Raw genomic sequence first — 17,720 nt, forward strand, 5'->3', positions numbered from 1 at the left:
TTCGCCGCTCGATTGCGTGCCGAATTGCCCGAATCGCGGACGGGGCGTGCGCCGGTCACAGCCGGAACACCCCGTAGCCACGGGCCCCTTCGATCGGCGCGGTCGCGATCGCGCTCAGGCAGATGCCGAGCACGGTGCGGGTGTCGCGCGGGTCGATCACGCCGTCGTCATAGAGGAGCCCGGAGGTGAAGTACGCCAGCGACTGCTCCTCGATCTGCTTCTCGACGAAGGCGCGCATCTGCTTGTCGCCGTCCTCGTCGTACGGCATGCCCTTCGCCTCGGCGGCACCGCGCGCGACGATCGAGATCACGCCGGCGAGCTGCGCCGGGCCCATCACCGCCGACTTCGCGTTGGGCCAGCTGAACATGAAGCGCGGGTCGTACGCGCGCCCACTCATGCCGTAGTGGCCGGCCCCGTACGAGGCGCCCATGACGACGGAGATGTGCGGCACCGTCGAGTTGGAGACGGCGTTGATCATCTGCGCGCCGTGCTTGATGATGCCGCCCTGCTCGTACTCGGCACCGACCATGTAGCCGGTCGTGTTGTGCAGGAACAGCAGCGGCGTGTCGATCTGGTTGGCGAGCTGGATGAACTGCGTCGCCTTCTGCGCCTCCTCGCTGAACAGCACGCCCTGGGCGTTGGCGAGGATGCCGATCGGATAGCCGTGGATCTGCGCGAACCCGGTCACGAGCGACGTGCCGTAGAGCGGCTTGAACTCGTCGAACCCCGTTCCGCCGTCCACACTGGGCCCATCAACGATGCGGGCGATCACCTCGCGCGGGTCGAACGGGACCTTGAGGTCGCTCGGGACGATGCCGAGCAGCTCCTCGGGGTCGAAGGCCGGCTCCGCGTACGAGGCCTTCGGTGCCGGGCCCTGCTTGCGCCAGTTCAGGCGGCGGACGATCTGACGGCCGAGGCGGATCGCGTCGTACTCGTCGACCGCGAGATAGTCAGCGAGTCCCGAGACGCGGGCGTGCATCTCGGCACCGCCGAGCGACTCGTCGTCGGACTCCTCGCCGGTCGCCATCTTGACCAGCGGCGGCCCGCCGAGGAAGACCTTCGCGCCCTCCTTGACCATCACGACGTAGTCGCTCATGCCCGGGACGTACGCACCACCGGCGGTCGAGTTGCCGAACACCAGCGCGACCGTCGGGACGCGCGCGGCGCTCGACCTGGTGATGTTGCGGAACGTCGCGCCGCCGGGGATGAAGATGTCCTTCTGGGTCGGCAGGTCGGCGCCGCCGGACTCGACGAGGTTGATCGTCGGGAGCCGGTTCTCGGCCGCGATCTGCGCGGCGCGCAGGCCCTTCTTGACCGTGAGCGGATTGCTGGAGCCGCCCTTCACGGTCGGGTCGTTCGCGATGATCATGCACTCGACGCCCTCGACAACGCCGATGCCGGCGACGAGCGAGCCGCCCACGGGGAAGTCGGTCCCCCACGCCGCGAGCGTCGACAGCTCGAGGAACGGTGCGCCTTCGTCGATCAGCAGCTCGATGCGCTCGCGCGCGAGGAGCTTGCCACGCTTGTGGTGACGGGCGACGTACTTCTCACCGCCGCCCGCGAGCGCCTTCGCGTGCTGCTCGGCGAGGTCGTCGATCTTCTCGAGCAACGCCTCGCGGTTGTCGGTGTACGTGGGTGACGCGGTGTCCACCGTCGTCGTCATCGTGGTGCCTCCATGGTCAGCTCGACGGGGATGTCGAGGTATCGGGAGAAGCGATCGGCCTGCACCGCGAACCTGTCGCGGACGGCCGAGGTCGTGGGGGTGAGGAGCGTGAGGGTGAGCCGCACCGGGTCGTCCTTGCGCGTGGGGCGGGACCACTTCCAGCCGCCGACGACGCGCCCCTCGTCGAGGGCGAGGCCCCAGAAGAAGAGGCCTTCGATCGGCTCGCGGACGTAGTCCTCGCTGGCGTCGACGGCCTGGCGGTTCTTGTACGAGATGAGGTACTCGTCGTACGGAGGAAGCAGATGGCTGATGCCCTCCCCGCCGGTCGAGGACGTCTCGAGACCCGGCAGCTCGTAGTACGTCAGCCCCTCGACCTCGTACGACGCCGCGCCCGCCGCCTCGTACCCGCGACGCGCGTCGGTGACCGTGATGCCGCCCCACCACGACAGGTCGTGCGGCGTCGCCGGCCCGTGGCTGCGCAGGTAGCGCTCCGCCAGACGGGCCACCGCCTCGTCGTGCTCCAGCGGGTCCGACGCCGGCACCCGGTCGTCGAACGCCGCGAACGTCTGCTGCTTGCCCTGCGGTGCCCCGCTGATCGCGACCCGCTCCAGCTCCGCGGCGAGCGTGATGAAGCCGATCCGTTTGGTCGTGTCGACGCCACTCGCCTCGAGCCGCTCGGCGAGCTGCTTGCGGGTGAGGTGCTCGCCGTCACCGAGGACCTCTGCGACGGCATCGAGCACCCTCGCACGCTCATCCGGCTCGTCGAGGCCGGTCGCGCGCCATGCCGATGCCATCGTGCGGACCACCCGCGGACCCGTGAGCTCCAGCATCCAGCGGGCATCGGCCGGCCGGACGAAGTGCCACGTCGGACGCAGCACGTGCGTCCGCAGGATCTCGCCGGACGCGACCAGCGCCTCGACCTCGCCCGCGGTGGGAGCATCCTCGCTGCGCTGCGACAGCGCCCAGCCGGCGTCGACGTACTCCTGCGCCTGCACCGCGCCCAGCCACTCGACCACGTCGACCGGCGAGGCGAACGGCTCGCCCACGAGCCGCTGTCGGCTCATGCGGGCGCTGCGCAACGGCGACCAGTCACCGTCGGCAGGATGCCCCCTTCCCGGCGGTCGAGCGTGTCGAGACCTCTCCATCAGAACCCCAGGATCTTGGCGACCAGGTCGTTCATGACCTCGGTCGCGCCGCCACCGATGCCGAGGATGCGCGCGTCGCGGTAGTGGCGATCGATCTCGGACTCGCGCATGTATCCCATGCCACCGTGAATCTGCACTGCCTCGTCCACCACGAACGCGCAGGCCGCGACGGCGTCGTTCTTGGCGATCGCGGCGTCGGCGGCCAGGCGCATCGGGTCGACGTCCGCGCCCGCGGACGCGGCGGCGGCACGCTCGACGACCTGGCGCGTGTACGCCCGTGCCGTCGTCGTCGCGCGGTGCATCTCGACCAGCTTGTGGCGGATCACCTGGCGGCTCGCGAGCGGACGACCGAACGTCTCGCGCTCCTTCGCGTACGCGACCGCGAGGTCGAGTGCGCGCTGCGCGGTCGCGTACGACTGCACCGCCAAGCTGAGGCGCTCATTGACGAACTGCTGCATGACGAGGACGAAGCCGCCGTTCTCCTCACCGACAAGGTTCTCGGCGGGGACACGGGCATCGTCGAACGCCAGCTCGGCGGTGTCGGAGCAGTGCCAGCCCATCTTGCGCAGCGGGCGCTGCACCGTGAAGCCGGGAGTGCCCTTGTCGACGACGAGCAGCGAGATGCCGCCGAACCCGTCGCCACCGGTCCGGACGGCCGTCGTCACGAAGTCGGCGCGAACACCGGAGGTGATGAAGGTCTTAGCGCCGTTCACGACGTACCCGTCGCCTTCGCGCACGGCGCGCGTGCGCAGGTTCGCGACGTCGGAGCCACCGCTCGGCTCGGTCACGCCGAGCGCGCCGATCATCTCCCCCGCGAGCGTCGGGCGGACGTAGCGGTCGACGAGCGCCGCGCTGCGCTCGGACGGCGCTGAGAGGTGCGCGGACACGATGTGAGGCAGTGCGATGCCGTGGGTGAACAGCGCGGCCATCAGGCCCGACGATCCCCCCGACTCGATGACCGCCTCGGTGAGCACGGAGATGTCGACGACGTCACCGCCCTGTCCACCGACCTCCTCGGGGAAGCCGATGCCGAGGAACCCGGCGGCCGCCGCCTTCTTGTGCAGCTCGCGCGGGATCTCGCCGTCGTCCTCCCACCCGGCCAGGTTCGGGACGATCTCGTGGGTCGTGAAGCGCGTGACCGCGTCGCGCAGCGCCGTGCGCTCGGGCGTCGACCAGGCGTCGTACGGGGCAGCGGTCATCGCAGGAGCTCCTCAGGAACGTCGACCACACGGGCCCGCAGCCACTCGCCGAGCGCCTTGGCCTGCGGATCGAACCGCGTGGAGGCGGCCACACCGTCGCCGAGGAAGCCGTGGGCGACGATGTTGACCGCGCGGAGGTTGGGCAGCGGGTGGATCTCGAGGTCGAGACCCGCAGCCTCGGGGATCAGGGTCACGAACGTGTCGGCGTCGAGCAGGTCGATGAGCCACGCGTACGCGGCGTCGGGGTCGGCGACGTCGCTGCGGACCCAGACCCCGACGTTGGCGTCGCCACCCTTGTCGCCGCTGCGCGCATGCACGACCCGGCCGAGGGCGACGGCTTGGGTGGTCTCGCTACGGGCTCCGCTGGGCGAGTAGTCCGAGCCGCTAGGCAAGGACGTATCGACACCCGGCGACGACGTCTCGAGGCCCGCCGGTGGTGGCACGTCGATTCGCGTGCCGTCGGCGAGCACGACGGTGTGCGGCACGAGCTCCTGCGGCACGTACGCCGGGGTGTAGACCCCGTACGGGGTCCCGGCTGCGGGCGGTCGCGTCACGGTGAACCCCGGGTACGAGGCCAGTGCGAGCTCGACGGCCGCGGACGAGAACGCGCGTCCGACCGGGTCGGGGGACATCGCCTTCACGTGGCAGCGCAGCAGCGCCGTCGCCTGCCCCTGGGTCCGGGGGTCTGCGACGTCCGTGCGGTCGAGGTCCCAGACGACCTCGTCCGGCATCCCGGCCGGCGACTGCGCGAGCGCGTCCTCGATCTGGAGGCGCACCAGCGCGGCCTTCTCCTCGATGTCGAGGCCGGTCAGCACGAGCTCGACGGTGTTGCGGAACCCGCCGAAGGAGTTGAGCGCGACCTTTGTGGTCGCCGGCGGAGCGGACCCGCGTACACCGGAGACGGCCACCCTGTCCTCGCCGTCCTGCGTGAGGACGATCGAGTCCAGATGGGTGACGACGTCCGGTCCGGCGTACGCGGGCCCGCCGATCTCGTACACGAGCTGGGCCGTGACGGTGTCGACGGTGACCGCGCCCCCGGTCCCCTCGTGCTTGGTGATGACGCTGCTGCCGTCCGCCGCGACCTCCGCGATCGGGAAGCCGGGGTGCAGCAGGACCTTGGGGTCGAGCGTCGCGAACCCGGAGAAGTTGCCGCCCGTCGCCTGCGCCCCGCACTCGACGACGTGCCCGGCGACCACGGCGCCGGCGAGCGCGTCGTAGTCCTCACGCCCCCACCCGTACGCGTGGATGGCAGGCCCGACGACAACCGACGCGTCGGTGACACGACCGGTCACGACGACGTCCGCGCCAGCCTCGAGCGCCGCGGCGATGCCGAACGCGCCGAGATAGGCGTTGGCGGTGATCGGCGGCTGTCCGCCGTGTCCGACGAGGCCGAGCTCGTCGGCACGCGGACGCAGGTCGTCGCCCTCGACATGGGCGACGACGATCTCGAGCCCCTGCTCGGCAGCGATCTCGCGCAGCTTGTCGGCGAGCCCTGCGGGGTTGAGACCGCCGGCGTTGGTGACGATGCGGACACCGCGCTCCTTGGCCAGGCCCATGCACTCGGTCATCTGGCGGACGAACGTCTTGGCGTAGCCGAGCGAGGGGTCCTTGAGGCGGTCGCGGCCGAGGATGAGCATCGTGAGCTCGGCGAGGTAGTCGCCCGTGAGGTAGTCGAGGTCACCCTCGGTGAGCATCTCGCGCATCGCCGCGAGACGGTCGCCGTAGAAGCCCGAGCAGTTGCCGATGCGGATCATGCCGACCCCTCCGCCGGTCGAGCCTGTCGAGACCCCTCCGCCGGTCGAGCCGCACCTTCCGCCGGTCGAGCCTGTCGAGACCCCACCGGCACCGGGTCGGGACCCGGGAGCCCCGCGAAGGCCTGCACGATGTCGAGCCACTCGTCGGCGGCGGCACCGTGGGCGACCACGTCGACGTCGTCGCGGGTACGACGGCGCGTCGCGAGCAGCGCGAAGTCGTAGCCGTCGCCGGTGACGCGGTCCTCGGCGTCCTCCGGCCCCCACGCCCACGTCTCGCCGTCGGTGCCGACAAGCTCGACACGGACCGGTGTCGAGGGGATGTCGCGACCGCGGACGAGATAGGCGAAGGCGCGGGTACGGAAACCGAGGTTCGCGACGTGCTTCGCGCGGGCGGTGCGCGGCAGCTCGATGCCGAAGGCCTCCGCGACGTCACGTCCGTGCGCCCAGGTCTCCATCAGCCGTGCGGTCGCCATCGAGGCCGGGCTCATCGGCGGGCCGAACCAGGCGATCTTCTCGCCCGCGGGCACCGCCCGGAGAGCGTCGGCCAGCTGTCGGCGCGCGTCGCGCCATGTGGCGAGCAGCTCCTGCGGCGCGAGCGCGGCGAGCCGGTCGGCCTCGGCGTCGACGTAGCCGGTCGGGTCCTCGACCGCGTTCTTGATCAGTGTCGCGAACGCCTCGCCGCCCTCGATCGCCGCGAGCGAGGCGCTGTCGGTCCAGTGCAGGTGTGCGATCTGGTGCGCGACGTCCCAGCCCGGCGCGGGCGTCGCGGTGGCCCATCCGGCGTCGTCCAGGTCGGCGACGATCGCGTCGAGCTGCTGGCTCTCCGCGTGGAGGTCGGCGAGGACGGCCTCGAGGACCGCGTGGCGGGCCGCGTCGGGCGTCGGGTCGGGCGAGGTGTCGGTGCTCATCAGCGTTCCAGCTCCGTGTCGAGGGTGATCGCCCACGCGTCGAGGATCGACGTGCGGCGTGCGGTGTCATCCGAGAGAGAGGCGGCGAGCCCGAGCCCGCGCATGAGGTCGAGGGTGGCTTGGACGAGCTGCCGGTTGCGGCCCCGGTTGTCGTCGATGCCGAGCAGGTCGACCGCGTAGGCGTGGGTCTCGCGGCCGACGCGGCGCTCCAACGGGCCGACTGCGGCCCGCAGCTCGTCGTCGGTGCGGGCGGCGACCCACAGCTCGAGCGCCGCGAAGAAGACCGGCGAGACGAACTGTGCGGCGAGCACGTCGAGCACCGCCCGCGTACGACCTTGGGCCGGCAGCCCTCGCACGGCTGCGGCGAGGTCGTCGCGGCGCCGCTCGGTCAGGTGGTCGACGGCAGCGATGACGAGGGCCTGCTTGCTCGGGAAGTGGTGCAGCTGCGCTCCGCGCGAGACGCCGGCGCGCTGCGAGACGACGGTCGTGCTGGTGCCCGACCAGCCGAGCTCGACGAGCGAGTCGACGGTCGCCTCCAGCAGCCGCTGGCGCATGAGGCGGCTGCGCTCGCCCTGCGTCGTGCGTGTGGTCGCGGTCACGCCCTCATCATCGCTCCGCAACTAACAAACAGTCAACCCTGTCTTTTTCTGCGAAAGGCCCACCCGCCCAGGAATGCGGTCGAGGCGCAGCCCGCTGCGCCCCTACGCTGACCCCGTGCGCATCGCGTCCCTGCACCTCTATCCCGTCAAGTCCACCGCCCCTCACGACGTGGACCGCGCGACGGTCGAGCCGTGGGGTCTAGCCGGCGACCGGCGGTGGCTCGTGATCGGACCGGACGGCCGCAAGGTCGACGCCCTCGCCCACCCCCGGATCCTCGCCGTGCACGCCACCCCGACGGTCGACGGTCTCCTCCTGCGTTCCGGCGGCCTCCCCGACCTCCTCGCGCCTCGACCGGTGCACGGTGTCGACATCCCCGTCGGCATCTCCCGCCAGGACGCCCTGCGGTACGCGGGCGAGGATGCCGAGACGTGGATCTCCAAGGCGATCGGCACCGCGGCTCGGCTCGTGTGGCAGGAGGACCCCACCCTCCGCCCGATGTCGGCGACCCACGGAGGGACGAGCGGCGAGCCGTTGACGCTCGCCGACACCGCACCGATCCTCCTCACCACCACGTCCTCGCTCGACCAGCTCAACGCGTGGGTCGCCGAGACCCCGGACCCGAATCCGCTCTCCATGCGCCGGTTTCGCCCCAACGTCGTCGTGGAGGCCGACCCCGACGAGCTCGCCCCGTTCGAGGAGGACGGCTGGCGTACGGTCACGCTCGGCGACGTCCCGTTCCGCTTCGCCGAGCTCTGCGACCGCTGCGCGATCACGCTGATCGACCCGCGGACGCTCGTACGCGGCAAGGAACCGATCCGGACGCTGTCGCGCACGCGAAAGTGGGACGGGGTCACGTGGTTCGGTGTCCGCATGGTCCCGACCACGATCGGGACGCTTCAGGTCGGCGATCCGGTGAGCGTGACCCGCGCACTACCGTGACGCCATGCCCGAGCGTGAGATCACCAGCCCCATCGACCTCTGCGGCCCCGACGGGCGTCTGAACCCCGACGCCGTCGGCTGGACGCGACGGCCCTTGCACCGCGCGAACCTCCGCGGCTGGGGGCGTACGAAGCGCTGGGAGTACTGGGGGGTCGTCTCCCCCACCCACGTGATCGGCATCCAGGTGTCGTCGCTCGACTACGCCGCCGTGCACGGCCTGTACGTCCTGGACCGCCGCAGCGGCCAGGAGTGGCGTCACGACGTCACCGTCCCGCTCGGGCGCGGCGTCGCCCTGCCCGACCGGGCCGGCAGCGGACGCGTCGCGGTGGTCGCGAAGGACCTGACGGTCGACATCGACCAGCCCACCGCCGGCACGACGGGTCCGACGACGATCCGTGCCACCTCGCCGCAGATCACGCTCACACTCACGGTCGAGCAGCCGGAGGGTCACGAGTCGATGGGCGTGGTCGTGCCGTGGAGCACGCGCCGGTTCCAGTACACGGTCAAAGACCTCGCCCGCCCCGTACGCGGCACGCTCGGGATCGACGGTGTCGCTCACCCGCTCACCGACGCGTACGCCGTGCTCGACCACGGGCGCGGCGTCTGGCCGTACCGGATGACCTGGAACTGGGGCGCCGGATCCGGTCCCGGCGGCAATGCCGTCCAGCTCGGCGGCCGGTGGACCGACGGCACCGGGTCGACCGAGAACGCGATCGTCGTCGACGGCATCGTCCACAAGATCGGAGCCACGCTCACCTGGTCGTACGACCGCGACGACTGGCGTGCACCGTGGCGGGTCACCGGCGACGGCGTGGACGCGACCTTTGTCCCCGAGCACGTCCGCGAGGCGCGCACCGAGCTCGTGGTCCTCGGCAACTCCACCCACCAGGCGTTCGGGACGTGGGCGGGCACGGCGCGCGCCGACGACGGCACCACCCTGGCGCTCGACGGGCTCGTGGGATGGGCCGAGGAGGCCAGCAACCGCTGGTGAGACCGGGTGATCTGCGCGAACCCCGTCGCGTGGTTACAGTCACCGACAGGTTCACACGTCGATCGGGGGGACGATGTCGGGGGACGATTCCGTGCGCACAGGAGACCCTGTCGCGCGACTGACCCTGGAGCAGAAGGCCTCGCTCACCTCGGGGAGCGACTTCTGGCACACGCAGCCGGTCGAGGAGGCCGGCGTCGCGGCGATCATGCTGGCCGACGGGCCGACCGGGCTCCGCAAGCAGGCGGGCGAGAGCGGACTCTCGCTCGGGATGGGCCAGAGCGTGCCCGCCACCTGCTTCCCGACGGCGACGACGCTGGGGTCCTCCTGGGACCCCGACCTCGTCGAGCGCGTCGCGGCCGCGATCGCCCGCGAGGCGCGTGCCGAAGGCGTCTCGGTCGTCCTCGCGCCCGGCGTGAACATCAAGCGCTCACCGCTGTGCGGACGCAACTTCGAGTACCTCTCGGAGGATCCGTACCTGTCCGGCGAGCTCGGCCTCGCGTTCGTCCGCGGCCTGCAGACCCAGGGCGTCGGCGCCTCGGTGAAGCACTTCGCGGCCAACAACGCCGAGACCGACCGCATGCGGCTGTCGGCCGACGTGGACGAGAGGACGCTGCACGAGATCTACCTGGCCGCGTTCGAGCGCGTCGTCACCGCCGGCGACCCGTGGACGGTGATGGCCTCGTACAACAAGATCAACGGCACGTACGCCACCGAGAACGCGTGGCTGCTGCGCGACGTGCTGCGCGACACCTGGGGCTTCGACGGCGTCGTGGTCTCCGACTGGGGCGCCGTGCACGACCGGGCGGCGGCGCTGCGGGGCGGCACCGACCTGGCGATGCCGCCGTTCGGGGACGATGACACGGTCGTGGACGCCGTCCACGCCGGGACGCTCTCGGAGTCCGTGGTCGACGAGGCCGTACGCCGGGTGCTGGCGCTGGTCGCGCGCGCGGGGGCGGCAGCCGGGGACGACGATCCCGACGAAAAGAACACCTTCTCCGAGGAGGCCCGCCTCTCCCATCACGAGCTCGCTCGCGAGGCCGCAGTCGCAGGGTCGGTGCTGCTCAAGAACGACCCCGTCGGTGGTGCTCCCCTGCTGCCGCTGAGCGAGTCGGCCGACGTGCTCGTCGTCGGCGAGCTCGCCCGCACCCCGCGCTTCCAAGGCTCGGGATCCTCACGGGTCAATCCGACGCAGGTCGACGTCCCGCTGGACGCGCTGCGCGCGACGTGGGGCGCCGACCTCCCCTTCGAGCCGGGCTACACCCTCGACGGCACGCCCGAGGAGGACCGGACGCTGCGGGCGGCCGCCGTCGAGGCCGCACGCGCCGACCGTACGGTCGTGTGTCTGCTGGGGCTGCCCGAGTCGTACGAGTCGGAGGGGTACGACCGCACGCACCTGGATCTGCCGCCCGCCCAGGTCGAGCTGGTCCAGGAGCTCGTCGCCGCCAACCCGCGGGTCGTGGTGGTGCTCGCCAACGGAGGCATCATCACCCCCGTCGCGTGGTCGCGCGAGGTGCCTGCCCTGCTCGAGGCATGGCTCGCCGGTCAGGCCGTCGGCTCCGCGATCGCCGACCTGCTCTCCGGCCGCGCCGAGCCCACCGGACGGCTGGCCGAGACGATCCCGTTCCGCCTCGAGGACACCCCGGCATACCTCGACTTCCCCGGCCACCTCGGCCACTCCCGCTACGGCGAAGGCGTCTTCGTCGGCTACCGGTACTACGACGTGAAGCACATCCCGCCGGCGTACCCGTTCGGCCACGGCCTCGGCTACACGACGTTCGCCCAGGGCGACCTGGCCGTCGACGTCGCGGGCGAGGGCGACGAGGTGCGGGCGACGGTGTCGGTGACCGTCACGAACACAGGCTCGCGTACGGGCACGGAGGTCGTGCAGGTCTACGTCAGCGACCTCGAGTCGCCCGTCGCGCGGCCCGAGCGTGAGCTCAAGGGGTTCGCCCGGGTCACGCTCGACCCCGGCGCGTCGCAGCGGGTCGTGCTGGAGCTCGGCCCGCGCGCGTTCGCGTACTGGCACCCCGTCCTGCGCCGGTGGGTGGTCGAGCCCGGCACGTTCACCGTGTCGATCGGCGCCTCCTCGGCAGACCTGCGGCGCAGCGTCACGGTCACGGTGGAGGGGACGCAGGTCCGGACCCCGCTGAGTGCCGAGTCGACGGTCGCGGAGTGGAGTGCCGACCCGGTCGGTGGCCCGCTCCTCGCGAGGGCATTCGGAGGGGGCGCGGCGCTCACGGACAACCCAATGGCCGCCGAGGTGCCGCTCGGCGTCCTCGCCGGTCTCGCCGGGTTCCCCCGCGCGAACGTCGACGTGCTCGTCGACGCCGCGAACCCTGGCGACGAGCGCGACGAGGGCGACGCCGCTACTCGCTGATGTCGGCGCGCTGCGCGCCGAGGACGTCGGCCAGCGCGTCGGCGTCCACGGTGAGCCCGACACCGTGGCCGCCACCGCCGACCGAGATCTCACCCGAGATGCCCGCATCCATCACGACCGGCCACGCCGTCGTGCTCCCGAGCGGCGTGATCGTCCCTCGCTCGAAGCCGGTGACCGCCTGCGCCGTGTCCGCGTCGGGCATCGAGACGCGGTTGACGCCCAGCAACGCACGCAGCTTGGGCCACGAGAACTCGCGGTCGCCCGGCACCATGACGAAGCGGTAGTCGCCCTCGCGCACGCGGACCACCAGCGTCTTGACCAGGGCGCGCGGGGCGATCCCTCGTGCGGCCGCGGCCTCCTCCAGCGAGCGCACGCGTCCGTGCCGCGTGACGGTGTGCGCGAGGCCGAGCGCCTCGGCGGCGGCGATCGCGCGGGCCGAGTTGTCGGAGGGGTCCGGGGTGTCGGTCATGGGTCCATCGAAGCATGGCGGTTTCGACAGGCTCAACCAACGGCAGGCGCGGTTTCGACAGGCTCAACCAACGGTGGGCGCGGTTTCGACAGACTCAACCAACGGCAGGCGCGGTTTCGACAGGCTCAACCAACGGTGACGGGCATCGGCCGGTCGGCCAGCGCCTTCGCGACCGAGACGAGGTTCGAGGCCATCGTCCGACCGGTCGCGTATGACCAGGCGTGGCCTTCCGAAGTCTCGCTGAAGGACGGGCCCGGCCCGGGGCCACGGTTCCAGTACGTCCAGGCCTGGCCGGGGATCGTGAACCCGATGTCGACGAGCGCGCCGGCGATCTCGGAGATCACGTGGTGCGCGCCGTCCTCGTTGCCGGTGACGACGACGCCCGCCACCCGGTCGTACGCGATCGGGCGGCCGTCCTCGTCGGTCTCGGCGATCATCGCGTCCATCCGCTCGATCGCCTGCTGGGCGAGCGAGCTCGGATGCCCGACCCACGTCGGCGTCGCGACGATCAGGATCTGGCTCGTCGTGATCGCGGGCGTGCACTCTCGGCCAGTCGTCGCCCGCACCGAGGTCGGTCGCGACCCCGTGCGCGAGCCGCAGGTCCACGAGGCGGTACGACGTCGTCTCGACGCCCCACCCCTTCATCGCCGCGACGACGGACTCGGCGAGCATCTGGGTGTGCGACGGTTCGGGCGATCTCTTCAGCGAGCAGTTGAGCAGCGTGGCACGCACGGTCTCCCCCTCGGTCGATTCACCCGAGGCGTACCCACCCTGGCTCAGACCATGCGGCGGACGATCCCGAGAGGCAGGTGGCGGATCAGGAACGCAACCGGACGCCACGGCCACGCCGGCACGATGCGTTCGGGCTTCTCGCTGTCGATCGCGGCGACGAGGGCACGCGAGCCGGTCTCCGTGTCGACCATGCCCTTCGGCTTCTGCTCGACCTTGTCGTTCATCTCCGACGCGATATAGCCAGGGAACACGGTCGTGACGGCGATGTCGTGGCCCTTGCGGTTCACCAGGTCCGAGCGGATGCCCTCGGCGAGGAGCGCGATGCCGGCCTTCGTCGCGGCGTACGTCGTCATCGAGCTCGGCATCCCGCGCATCGCCGACACCGAGGAAACCACCACGAGGTGGCCGGAGCGCCGCTCGTAGAAGTGCTCCATCGCCGCCTCGCACTGCGCCAGCGCAGCGACGAAGTTGGTCTCGGCGGTCTCGCGGTTGGCCTCGAACTTCCCGGTCCCGATCCGGGCGCCCTTGCCGAGCCCGGCGTTGACGACGACGCGGTCGAGCCCGCCGAGGTCATCGGCGGCGCGCTTGATGACGGCGAAGACCTGCTCGTGGTCGGTGACGTCGAGCGCATGGACGACGACCCGGATCGTCGGGTGTGCGGCCTCGAGCTCGGCCTTGAGCGCTTCCAGACGGTCGAGGCGGCGTGCGGTGAGGGCGAGGTCGTGGCCCTTGGCGGCCCAGACGCGGGCCATGCCGGCTCCGAGGCCGGAGCTGGCGCCGGTGATGAGGATCGTCTTGCGCATGTCGCTCCAGTCAGCGGTAGGTGACGAGGTCGGGAGGTAGGTGGGTGTGCTCGTTGAACGACAGCAGCGTCCGACCCGACGATCCGGTGACGACGGTCGTCACGCCCGCGTTGATCGTGACCGTGTTGAGCCGCGGCCAGAGGGCATGCGCCTGCGGGGTCCACTCCGGCGCGTCACCGGCGAGCAGGTGCGCGGCGACGACGGCGAGCGGTCCACCGGAGGTGAACACGACGGCGCTCTCGCCGCTGCCGAGGGAGTCGGCGAGACGGTCGAAGGCGCCGAGGACCCGGGCCGTGAAGTGGGCGTACGGCTCGAGGTACTCGTCGTCGTGCTCGCCCCCCGCCCAGCGCCCGACCGCCGAGACGAAGATCCTCTGGAACTCCTTGGGGTCCTCGCTCACGAACCCCGGGGCGTACGCCTCCACGACCGACTCGTGCGGGAACTCGTCCCAGCCTCCGTCCACGTCGTAGCCGTCGGACGGACCCGCGGCGTCGAGCGCGGCGATCGCCGTCTGCGCGTGCCTCTTCATTGAGCCTGCGACCCCGTGCGTGGGAAGGAACGCCGAGGCTTCCCAGGACTGACCGAGTGCCGTCGCCTGCGCGTAGCCACGCTCGGACAGCTGGTCGTAGTCGTCGGCGCCGAACGACGCCTGCCCGTGCCGGACCAGGTAGATCGCGCTCACCGGACCACCTGCGCGCCCGTGGTGCGGGCACCGCCGACGGCTGCCTCGTCCGCAGCGGCCTTGCGCGCGGCGCGACGCATCGCGGCGGCGTACAGCCACGGTGCGAACCGCTTCACCGCGTACGCCGCGCGGGCCTCACGGTCGGGCAGGATCAGGTGCTTACCTGCGTCGAGCTGCTTCAGCACCTCGCGTGCCACGGTGTCGGCGCTGCGCTTCGAGCCGTCGATGAGCGTGCGGGCGGACGCCTCGGCGGTCGGGTCGGCGCTGCGGATCGAGTCGGCGAGGTTGGTCTTGAAGAACGTCGGGCAGATCACCGAGACCGCGACCCCGTACGGCTCGAGCTCCCACCGCAGCGTCTCGCTCAGCGCGACCACCCCCGCCTTCACCGCGTTGTACTCGCTCATGCGCGGCGGATGGACCAGCCCTGCCGCCGAGGCGGTGTTCACGAGGTGTCCGGTGCGCTGCGCCTTGAGCATCGGCGCGAAGGTCCGGCAGCCGCGGGCGACGCCGAGCAGGTTGATCTGAGTGATCCAGTCCCACTCGTCGGTGGTCGTGAGCTCGATCCTCCCGCCCGACGCGACGCCGGCGTTGTTGACGACGAGGTCGATGCCCTTCCAGGTGTCCTCGACCCACGCGCGGGCGGCATCCCAGTCGGCGTCGCTGCGGACGTCGAGGGGCCGGTACGTGACGCGGTCGCCGAGGGCGGAGACGGCGTCGGGAGTCTCGGGGTGGACGTCGGTGGCGAGGACGCGGCAGCCCCGCTCGGCGAGCCTGGTCGCGAGCGCGAGGCCGAGCCCGGAGGCGGCACCGGTGACAAGGACGCGATCGCCCGTACGTACGGTCATGCGGCCGAGCGTACCGAGCGAGCGCTTACCTCCCGCCCCGACCGCCCCGCGCCCCTCCACTTTCCGTTGGGGCCAACGAAGCGCGCGTGCCCCACCGGACGGTTCCGGTGGGGCACACACTTTCCGTTGGGGCCAACGGAAAGTGTGAGGACGGCGGGGAGTGATCACGGTTGCGTAACGACGTATGGGAGCGCTCCCAACGCTCTTGACCCTAAGGTGTGAGCCAGGCCACAGTGCATGGGAGCGCTCCCACCGGCGGGAGCGGCGAAGGAGAGGGTCACCGTGTCACACACACGCCGTTCGCGCTGGCTGGCTGGGGCAGCCGCGCTCGCCAGCTTGTCGATGCTCGCCACCGCATGTGGCGGCTCGGACTCGGACAACGAGTCCGGAGAAGACGTCACGCTTCGCGTGAACCTGTTCGGGAAGTTCGGATACACCGAGCTCTACAAGCAGTTCGAGAAGGAGCACCCGGGCGTCAAGATCGTCGAGACCGCCGAGGGCGACCTCGGGAAGTACAACACCGCACTCACCCAGCGCATCGCTGCGGGGACCGGCGCGGGCGACGTGGTGGCCATCGAGGAGGGTCAGGCGGTCAACTTCCTCGCGAGCGCCGACAAGTTCGTCAACCTGCAGGACCACGGCGCGAACGACCTCACCGACCAGTACCTGCCCTGGAAGTTCGAGGGCGCCACCACGGCCGACGGCGAGACCACCATCGGTCTCGGGACGGACGTCGGCGGGCTTGCGATGTGCTACCGCCGCGACCTGTTCGAGAAGGCCGGACTGCCCACCGACCGCGAGGCGGTGGCTGCGCTCTGGCCGACCTGGGACGCGTTCATCGCGACCGGCGAGAAGTTCCAGGACGGGATCGGCGACGCCAAGGCGAAGTTCATCGACAGCGCCACCAACACGTACAACTCGATCCTCATGCAGGGCGCCGACCACACCTACTTCGACCGCGATGGCGAGCTCGTGATCGAGAGCAACCCCGCCGTCAAGGCCGCGTGGGACAAGGCTCTCGAGATGGACGAGAAGGGCATCTCCGCCGAGCTCAAGTCGTTCTCGCCGGAGTGGAACGCCGGGTTCAAGAACGGCGACTTCGCCACGATCGCCTGCCCCGCCTGGATGACGGGCTACATCAAGGACCAGGCCGGCGAGGAGAACGCTGGCAAGTGGGACATCGCCACCGTGCCGGGCGGCAGCGGCAACTGGGGCGGATCGTGGCTCGCCGTGCCCGAGGCCAGCGAGAACCAGGACGTCGCGATCGAGCTCGTGAAGTTCCTCAGCAGCGCCGACGGCCAGCTCGCCGCGTTCAAGGAGGTCGGCAACCTGCCGTCCAACCCGAACCTGTACGAGGATCCTGCGCTTCAGGAGGCCACGAACCCGTACTTCAGCGACGCACCGGTCGGACAGCTGTTCGTCGCCGGCGCCGCCAACCTCGAGCCGGTCTTCCTCGGCGCGAAGAACCAGCCCGTCCGCGATGCGGTCGAGAACGCGATGCGGTCGGTCGAGAACGGCCAGCGCAGCTCGTCTGAGGCCTGGTCGACGGCGGTCAGCGATGCCGAGAAGGCCGCAGGCTAGGTCGTACGACCTGGTCTCGAGACCTCCGAGCCCGTGGTGCCCGCGCCGCGACCCCTACCGCGACGCGGGCGCCACGACGCCACCTCTGTCCGCCCCCTCGACCTCAGGAGCACTCCATGCACCTGCGCGACCGGCTCGCTCGGTTCGACATCAGCGGCGCGCCCTACGTATTCATCGCCCCGTTCTTCGTGCTCTTCGGCATCTTCGGGCTCTTCCCGCTCGGCTACACGCTCTGGGTGTCGCTGCACGACTGGAGCCTGCTGGGCGGCAACGAGGGGTGGGTCGGGTTCGCCAACTACACCGAGCTGGTCGGTGACGAGTACTTCTGGAACAGCTTGCTCAACACCTTCGCGATCTTCGTGATCGCGACCGTCCCGCAGATCCTCGCTGCGCTCGCGCTCGCGCAGGTGCTCAACACCAGCCTGCGTGCGCTCACCTTCTGGCGGATCGGCGTGATCGTCCCGACGGCAACCTCGATCGCCGCGGTCGGGATCATCTTCACGATGATGTTCTCCCGCGACTTCGGGATCATCAACTGGCTCATCGGGCTCGTCGGCGTCGAGCCGATCGCCTGGAACCAGGAGCGTCTGCCCTCGTGGCTGGCGATCGCCACGATGGTCGACTGGCGGTGGACGGGCTACAACGCCCTCATCCTGCTGGCCGCGCTCCAGGCCGTCCCCAAGGAGCTGTACGAGTCCGCACGGCTCGACGGCGCGTCGGCCCTGCGGCAGTTCCGCTCGATCACCATCCCGATGCTGCGCCCGACACTGATGTTCGTCGTGACGGTTGCGACCATCGGTGGCATCCAGCTCTTCACCGAGCCGCTGCTGTTCAACCCCGGCGCCAACGCGATCACCGGGGGCGACACCCGCCAGTTCCAGACGAGCGCGATGTACGTCGTGGAGCAGGCATTCACGGGTCAACGGTTCGGGTACGCCGCCACGGTCGCCTGGATCCTGTTCGCGATCATCGTCGTCGTCTCGCTCGTGAACTCCCTGCTCGTACGCCGCATCCGCTCGGTCGACTGAGGAG

Annotated in this window: 16 protein-coding genes; 5 read left to right on the forward strand and 11 right to left on the reverse strand. The window is 70.9% G+C overall.

The features are described from left to right. Positions 1–55: 55 nt before the first annotated feature. From HCT63_RS15860 to HCT63_RS15885, 6 genes are all read right to left on the reverse strand, one after another. Positions 56–1,663 (reverse strand): carboxyl transferase domain-containing protein, encoded by a 1,608-nt coding sequence (locus HCT63_RS15860; RefSeq protein ID WP_208322463.1) that lies wholly within the window; start codon positions 1,661–1,663, stop codon positions 56–58. Then, positions 1,660–2,727, reverse strand: coding sequence for a winged helix DNA-binding domain-containing protein (locus HCT63_RS15865; protein WP_167006902.1), 1,068 nt, complete (start codon positions 2,725–2,727; stop codon positions 1,660–1,662). Before HCT63_RS15865 ends, HCT63_RS15860 begins: the two co-directional genes overlap by 4 nt. A gap of 80 nt (positions 2,728–2,807) precedes the next feature. Further along, positions 2,808–4,007 (reverse strand): acyl-CoA dehydrogenase family protein, encoded by a 1,200-nt coding sequence (locus HCT63_RS15870; RefSeq protein WP_167006905.1) that lies wholly within the window; start codon positions 4,005–4,007, stop codon positions 2,808–2,810. Further along, entirely contained in the window at positions 4,004–5,761 is a 1,758-nt protein-coding gene (locus HCT63_RS15875) for an acyclic terpene utilization AtuA family protein (RefSeq protein ID WP_167006908.1), read from the reverse strand. Before HCT63_RS15875 ends, HCT63_RS15870 begins: the two co-directional genes overlap by 4 nt. Further along, on the reverse strand, positions 5,758–6,669 hold the full coding sequence (locus tag HCT63_RS15880) for a TIGR03084 family metal-binding protein (RefSeq protein ID WP_167006910.1): 912 nt from the start codon (positions 6,667–6,669) through the stop codon (positions 5,758–5,760). Before HCT63_RS15880 ends, HCT63_RS15875 begins: the two co-directional genes overlap by 4 nt. Then, complete coding sequence (locus tag HCT63_RS15885; protein ID WP_167006913.1) at positions 6,669–7,268, reverse strand: TetR family transcriptional regulator; 600 nt, start codon at positions 7,266–7,268, stop codon at positions 6,669–6,671. The genes HCT63_RS15880 and HCT63_RS15885 overlap by 1 nt, the downstream gene beginning before the upstream one ends. Before the next feature lie 115 nt (positions 7,269–7,383). Between HCT63_RS15885 and HCT63_RS15890 the strand changes: the two genes are divergently transcribed. The 3 genes from HCT63_RS15890 to HCT63_RS15900 all read left to right on the forward strand — a co-directional run bounded on the left by HCT63_RS15890 (position 7,384) and on the right by HCT63_RS15900 (position 11,576). Then, positions 7,384–8,208 carry an MOSC N-terminal beta barrel domain-containing protein gene (locus HCT63_RS15890; RefSeq protein WP_167006916.1) on the forward strand — a complete coding sequence of 275 codons (825 nt, stop codon included), beginning with the start codon at positions 7,384–7,386 and terminating at the stop codon, positions 8,206–8,208. A 4-nt stretch (positions 8,209–8,212) separates the two neighbouring features. Continuing rightward, complete coding sequence (locus HCT63_RS15895; protein WP_167006919.1) at positions 8,213–9,199, forward strand: DUF2804 domain-containing protein; 987 nt, start codon at positions 8,213–8,215, stop codon at positions 9,197–9,199. Between the two features lie 91 nt (positions 9,200–9,290). Continuing rightward, positions 9,291–11,576, forward strand: coding sequence for a glycoside hydrolase family 3 N-terminal domain-containing protein (locus tag HCT63_RS15900; protein ID WP_243843062.1), 2,286 nt, complete (start codon positions 9,291–9,293; stop codon positions 11,574–11,576). On the opposite strand, the gene HCT63_RS15905 is transcribed toward HCT63_RS15900, so the two are convergent. From HCT63_RS15905 to HCT63_RS15925, 5 genes are all read right to left on the reverse strand, one after another. Further along, positions 11,566–12,045, reverse strand: coding sequence for a YbaK/EbsC family protein (locus HCT63_RS15905; protein WP_167006925.1), 480 nt, complete (start codon positions 12,043–12,045; stop codon positions 11,566–11,568). The genes HCT63_RS15900 and HCT63_RS15905 overlap by 11 nt on opposite strands. A 125-nt stretch (positions 12,046–12,170) precedes the next feature. Continuing rightward, a complete protein-coding gene (locus HCT63_RS15910) occupies positions 12,171–12,611 on the reverse strand; it encodes an NAD(P)H-dependent oxidoreductase (protein ID WP_208322464.1) in 441 nt (146 codons plus the stop codon). Positions 12,612–12,821: 210 nt separating this feature from the next. After that, complete coding sequence (locus HCT63_RS15915) at positions 12,822–13,580, reverse strand: SDR family oxidoreductase (RefSeq protein WP_167006928.1); 759 nt, start codon at positions 13,578–13,580, stop codon at positions 12,822–12,824. A 10-nt stretch (positions 13,581–13,590) separates the two neighbouring features. Beyond that, positions 13,591–14,262: a histidine phosphatase family protein gene (locus HCT63_RS15920; RefSeq protein WP_167006931.1), complete on the reverse strand. Its 672-nt coding sequence runs from the start codon at positions 14,260–14,262 to the stop codon at positions 13,591–13,593. Next, positions 14,259–15,107 carry an SDR family NAD(P)-dependent oxidoreductase gene (locus HCT63_RS15925; RefSeq protein WP_167006933.1) on the reverse strand — a complete coding sequence of 283 codons (849 nt, stop codon included), beginning with the start codon at positions 15,105–15,107 and terminating at the stop codon, positions 14,259–14,261. The genes HCT63_RS15920 and HCT63_RS15925 overlap by 4 nt, the downstream gene beginning before the upstream one ends. 282 nt (positions 15,108–15,389) lie before the next feature. Between HCT63_RS15925 and HCT63_RS15930 the strand changes: the two genes are divergently transcribed. Next, on the forward strand, positions 15,390–16,688 hold the full coding sequence (locus tag HCT63_RS15930; protein ID WP_243843063.1) for an extracellular solute-binding protein: 1,299 nt from the start codon (positions 15,390–15,392) through the stop codon (positions 16,686–16,688). A 116-nt stretch (positions 16,689–16,804) separates the two neighbouring features. Beyond that, positions 16,805–17,716, forward strand: coding sequence for a sugar ABC transporter permease (locus HCT63_RS15935; RefSeq protein ID WP_167006940.1), 912 nt, complete (start codon positions 16,805–16,807; stop codon positions 17,714–17,716). Positions 17,717–17,720 lie beyond the last annotated feature (4 nt).

The organism is Mumia sp. ZJ430 (assembly GCF_011751845.1).
GTDB lineage: Bacteria > Actinomycetota > Actinomycetes > Propionibacteriales > Nocardioidaceae > Mumia.

Bases quoted from the DNA above. Each gene is read 5' to 3' on its own strand.
- HCT63_RS15935 (WP_167006940.1), top strand. From the start codon at position 16,805: ATGCACCTGCGCGACCGGCTCGCTCGGTTCGACATCAGCGGCGCGCCC.
- HCT63_RS15865 (WP_167006902.1), bottom strand. From the start codon at position 2,727: ATGAGCCGACAGCGGCTCGTGGGCGAGCCGTTCGCCTCGCCGGTCGAC.
- HCT63_RS15870 (WP_167006905.1), bottom strand. From the start codon at position 4,007: ATGACCGCTGCCCCGTACGACGCCTGGTCGACGCCCGAGCGCACGGCG.
- HCT63_RS15860 (WP_208322463.1), bottom strand. From the start codon at position 1,663: ATGACGACGACGGTGGACACCGCGTCACCCACGTACACCGACAACCGC.
- HCT63_RS15905 (WP_167006925.1), bottom strand. From the start codon at position 12,045: ATGACCGACACCCCGGACCCCTCCGACAACTCGGCCCGCGCGATCGCC.
- HCT63_RS15880 (WP_167006910.1), bottom strand. From the start codon at position 6,669: ATGAGCACCGACACCTCGCCCGACCCGACGCCCGACGCGGCCCGCCAC.
- HCT63_RS15895 (WP_167006919.1), top strand. From the start codon at position 8,213: ATGCCCGAGCGTGAGATCACCAGCCCCATCGACCTCTGCGGCCCCGAC.
- HCT63_RS15915 (WP_167006928.1), bottom strand. From the start codon at position 13,580: ATGCGCAAGACGATCCTCATCACCGGCGCCAGCTCCGGCCTCGGAGCC.
- HCT63_RS15875 (WP_167006908.1), bottom strand. From the start codon at position 5,761: ATGATCCGCATCGGCAACTGCTCGGGCTTCTACGGCGACCGTCTCGCG.
- HCT63_RS15925 (WP_167006933.1), bottom strand. From the start codon at position 15,107: ATGACCGTACGTACGGGCGATCGCGTCCTTGTCACCGGTGCCGCCTCC.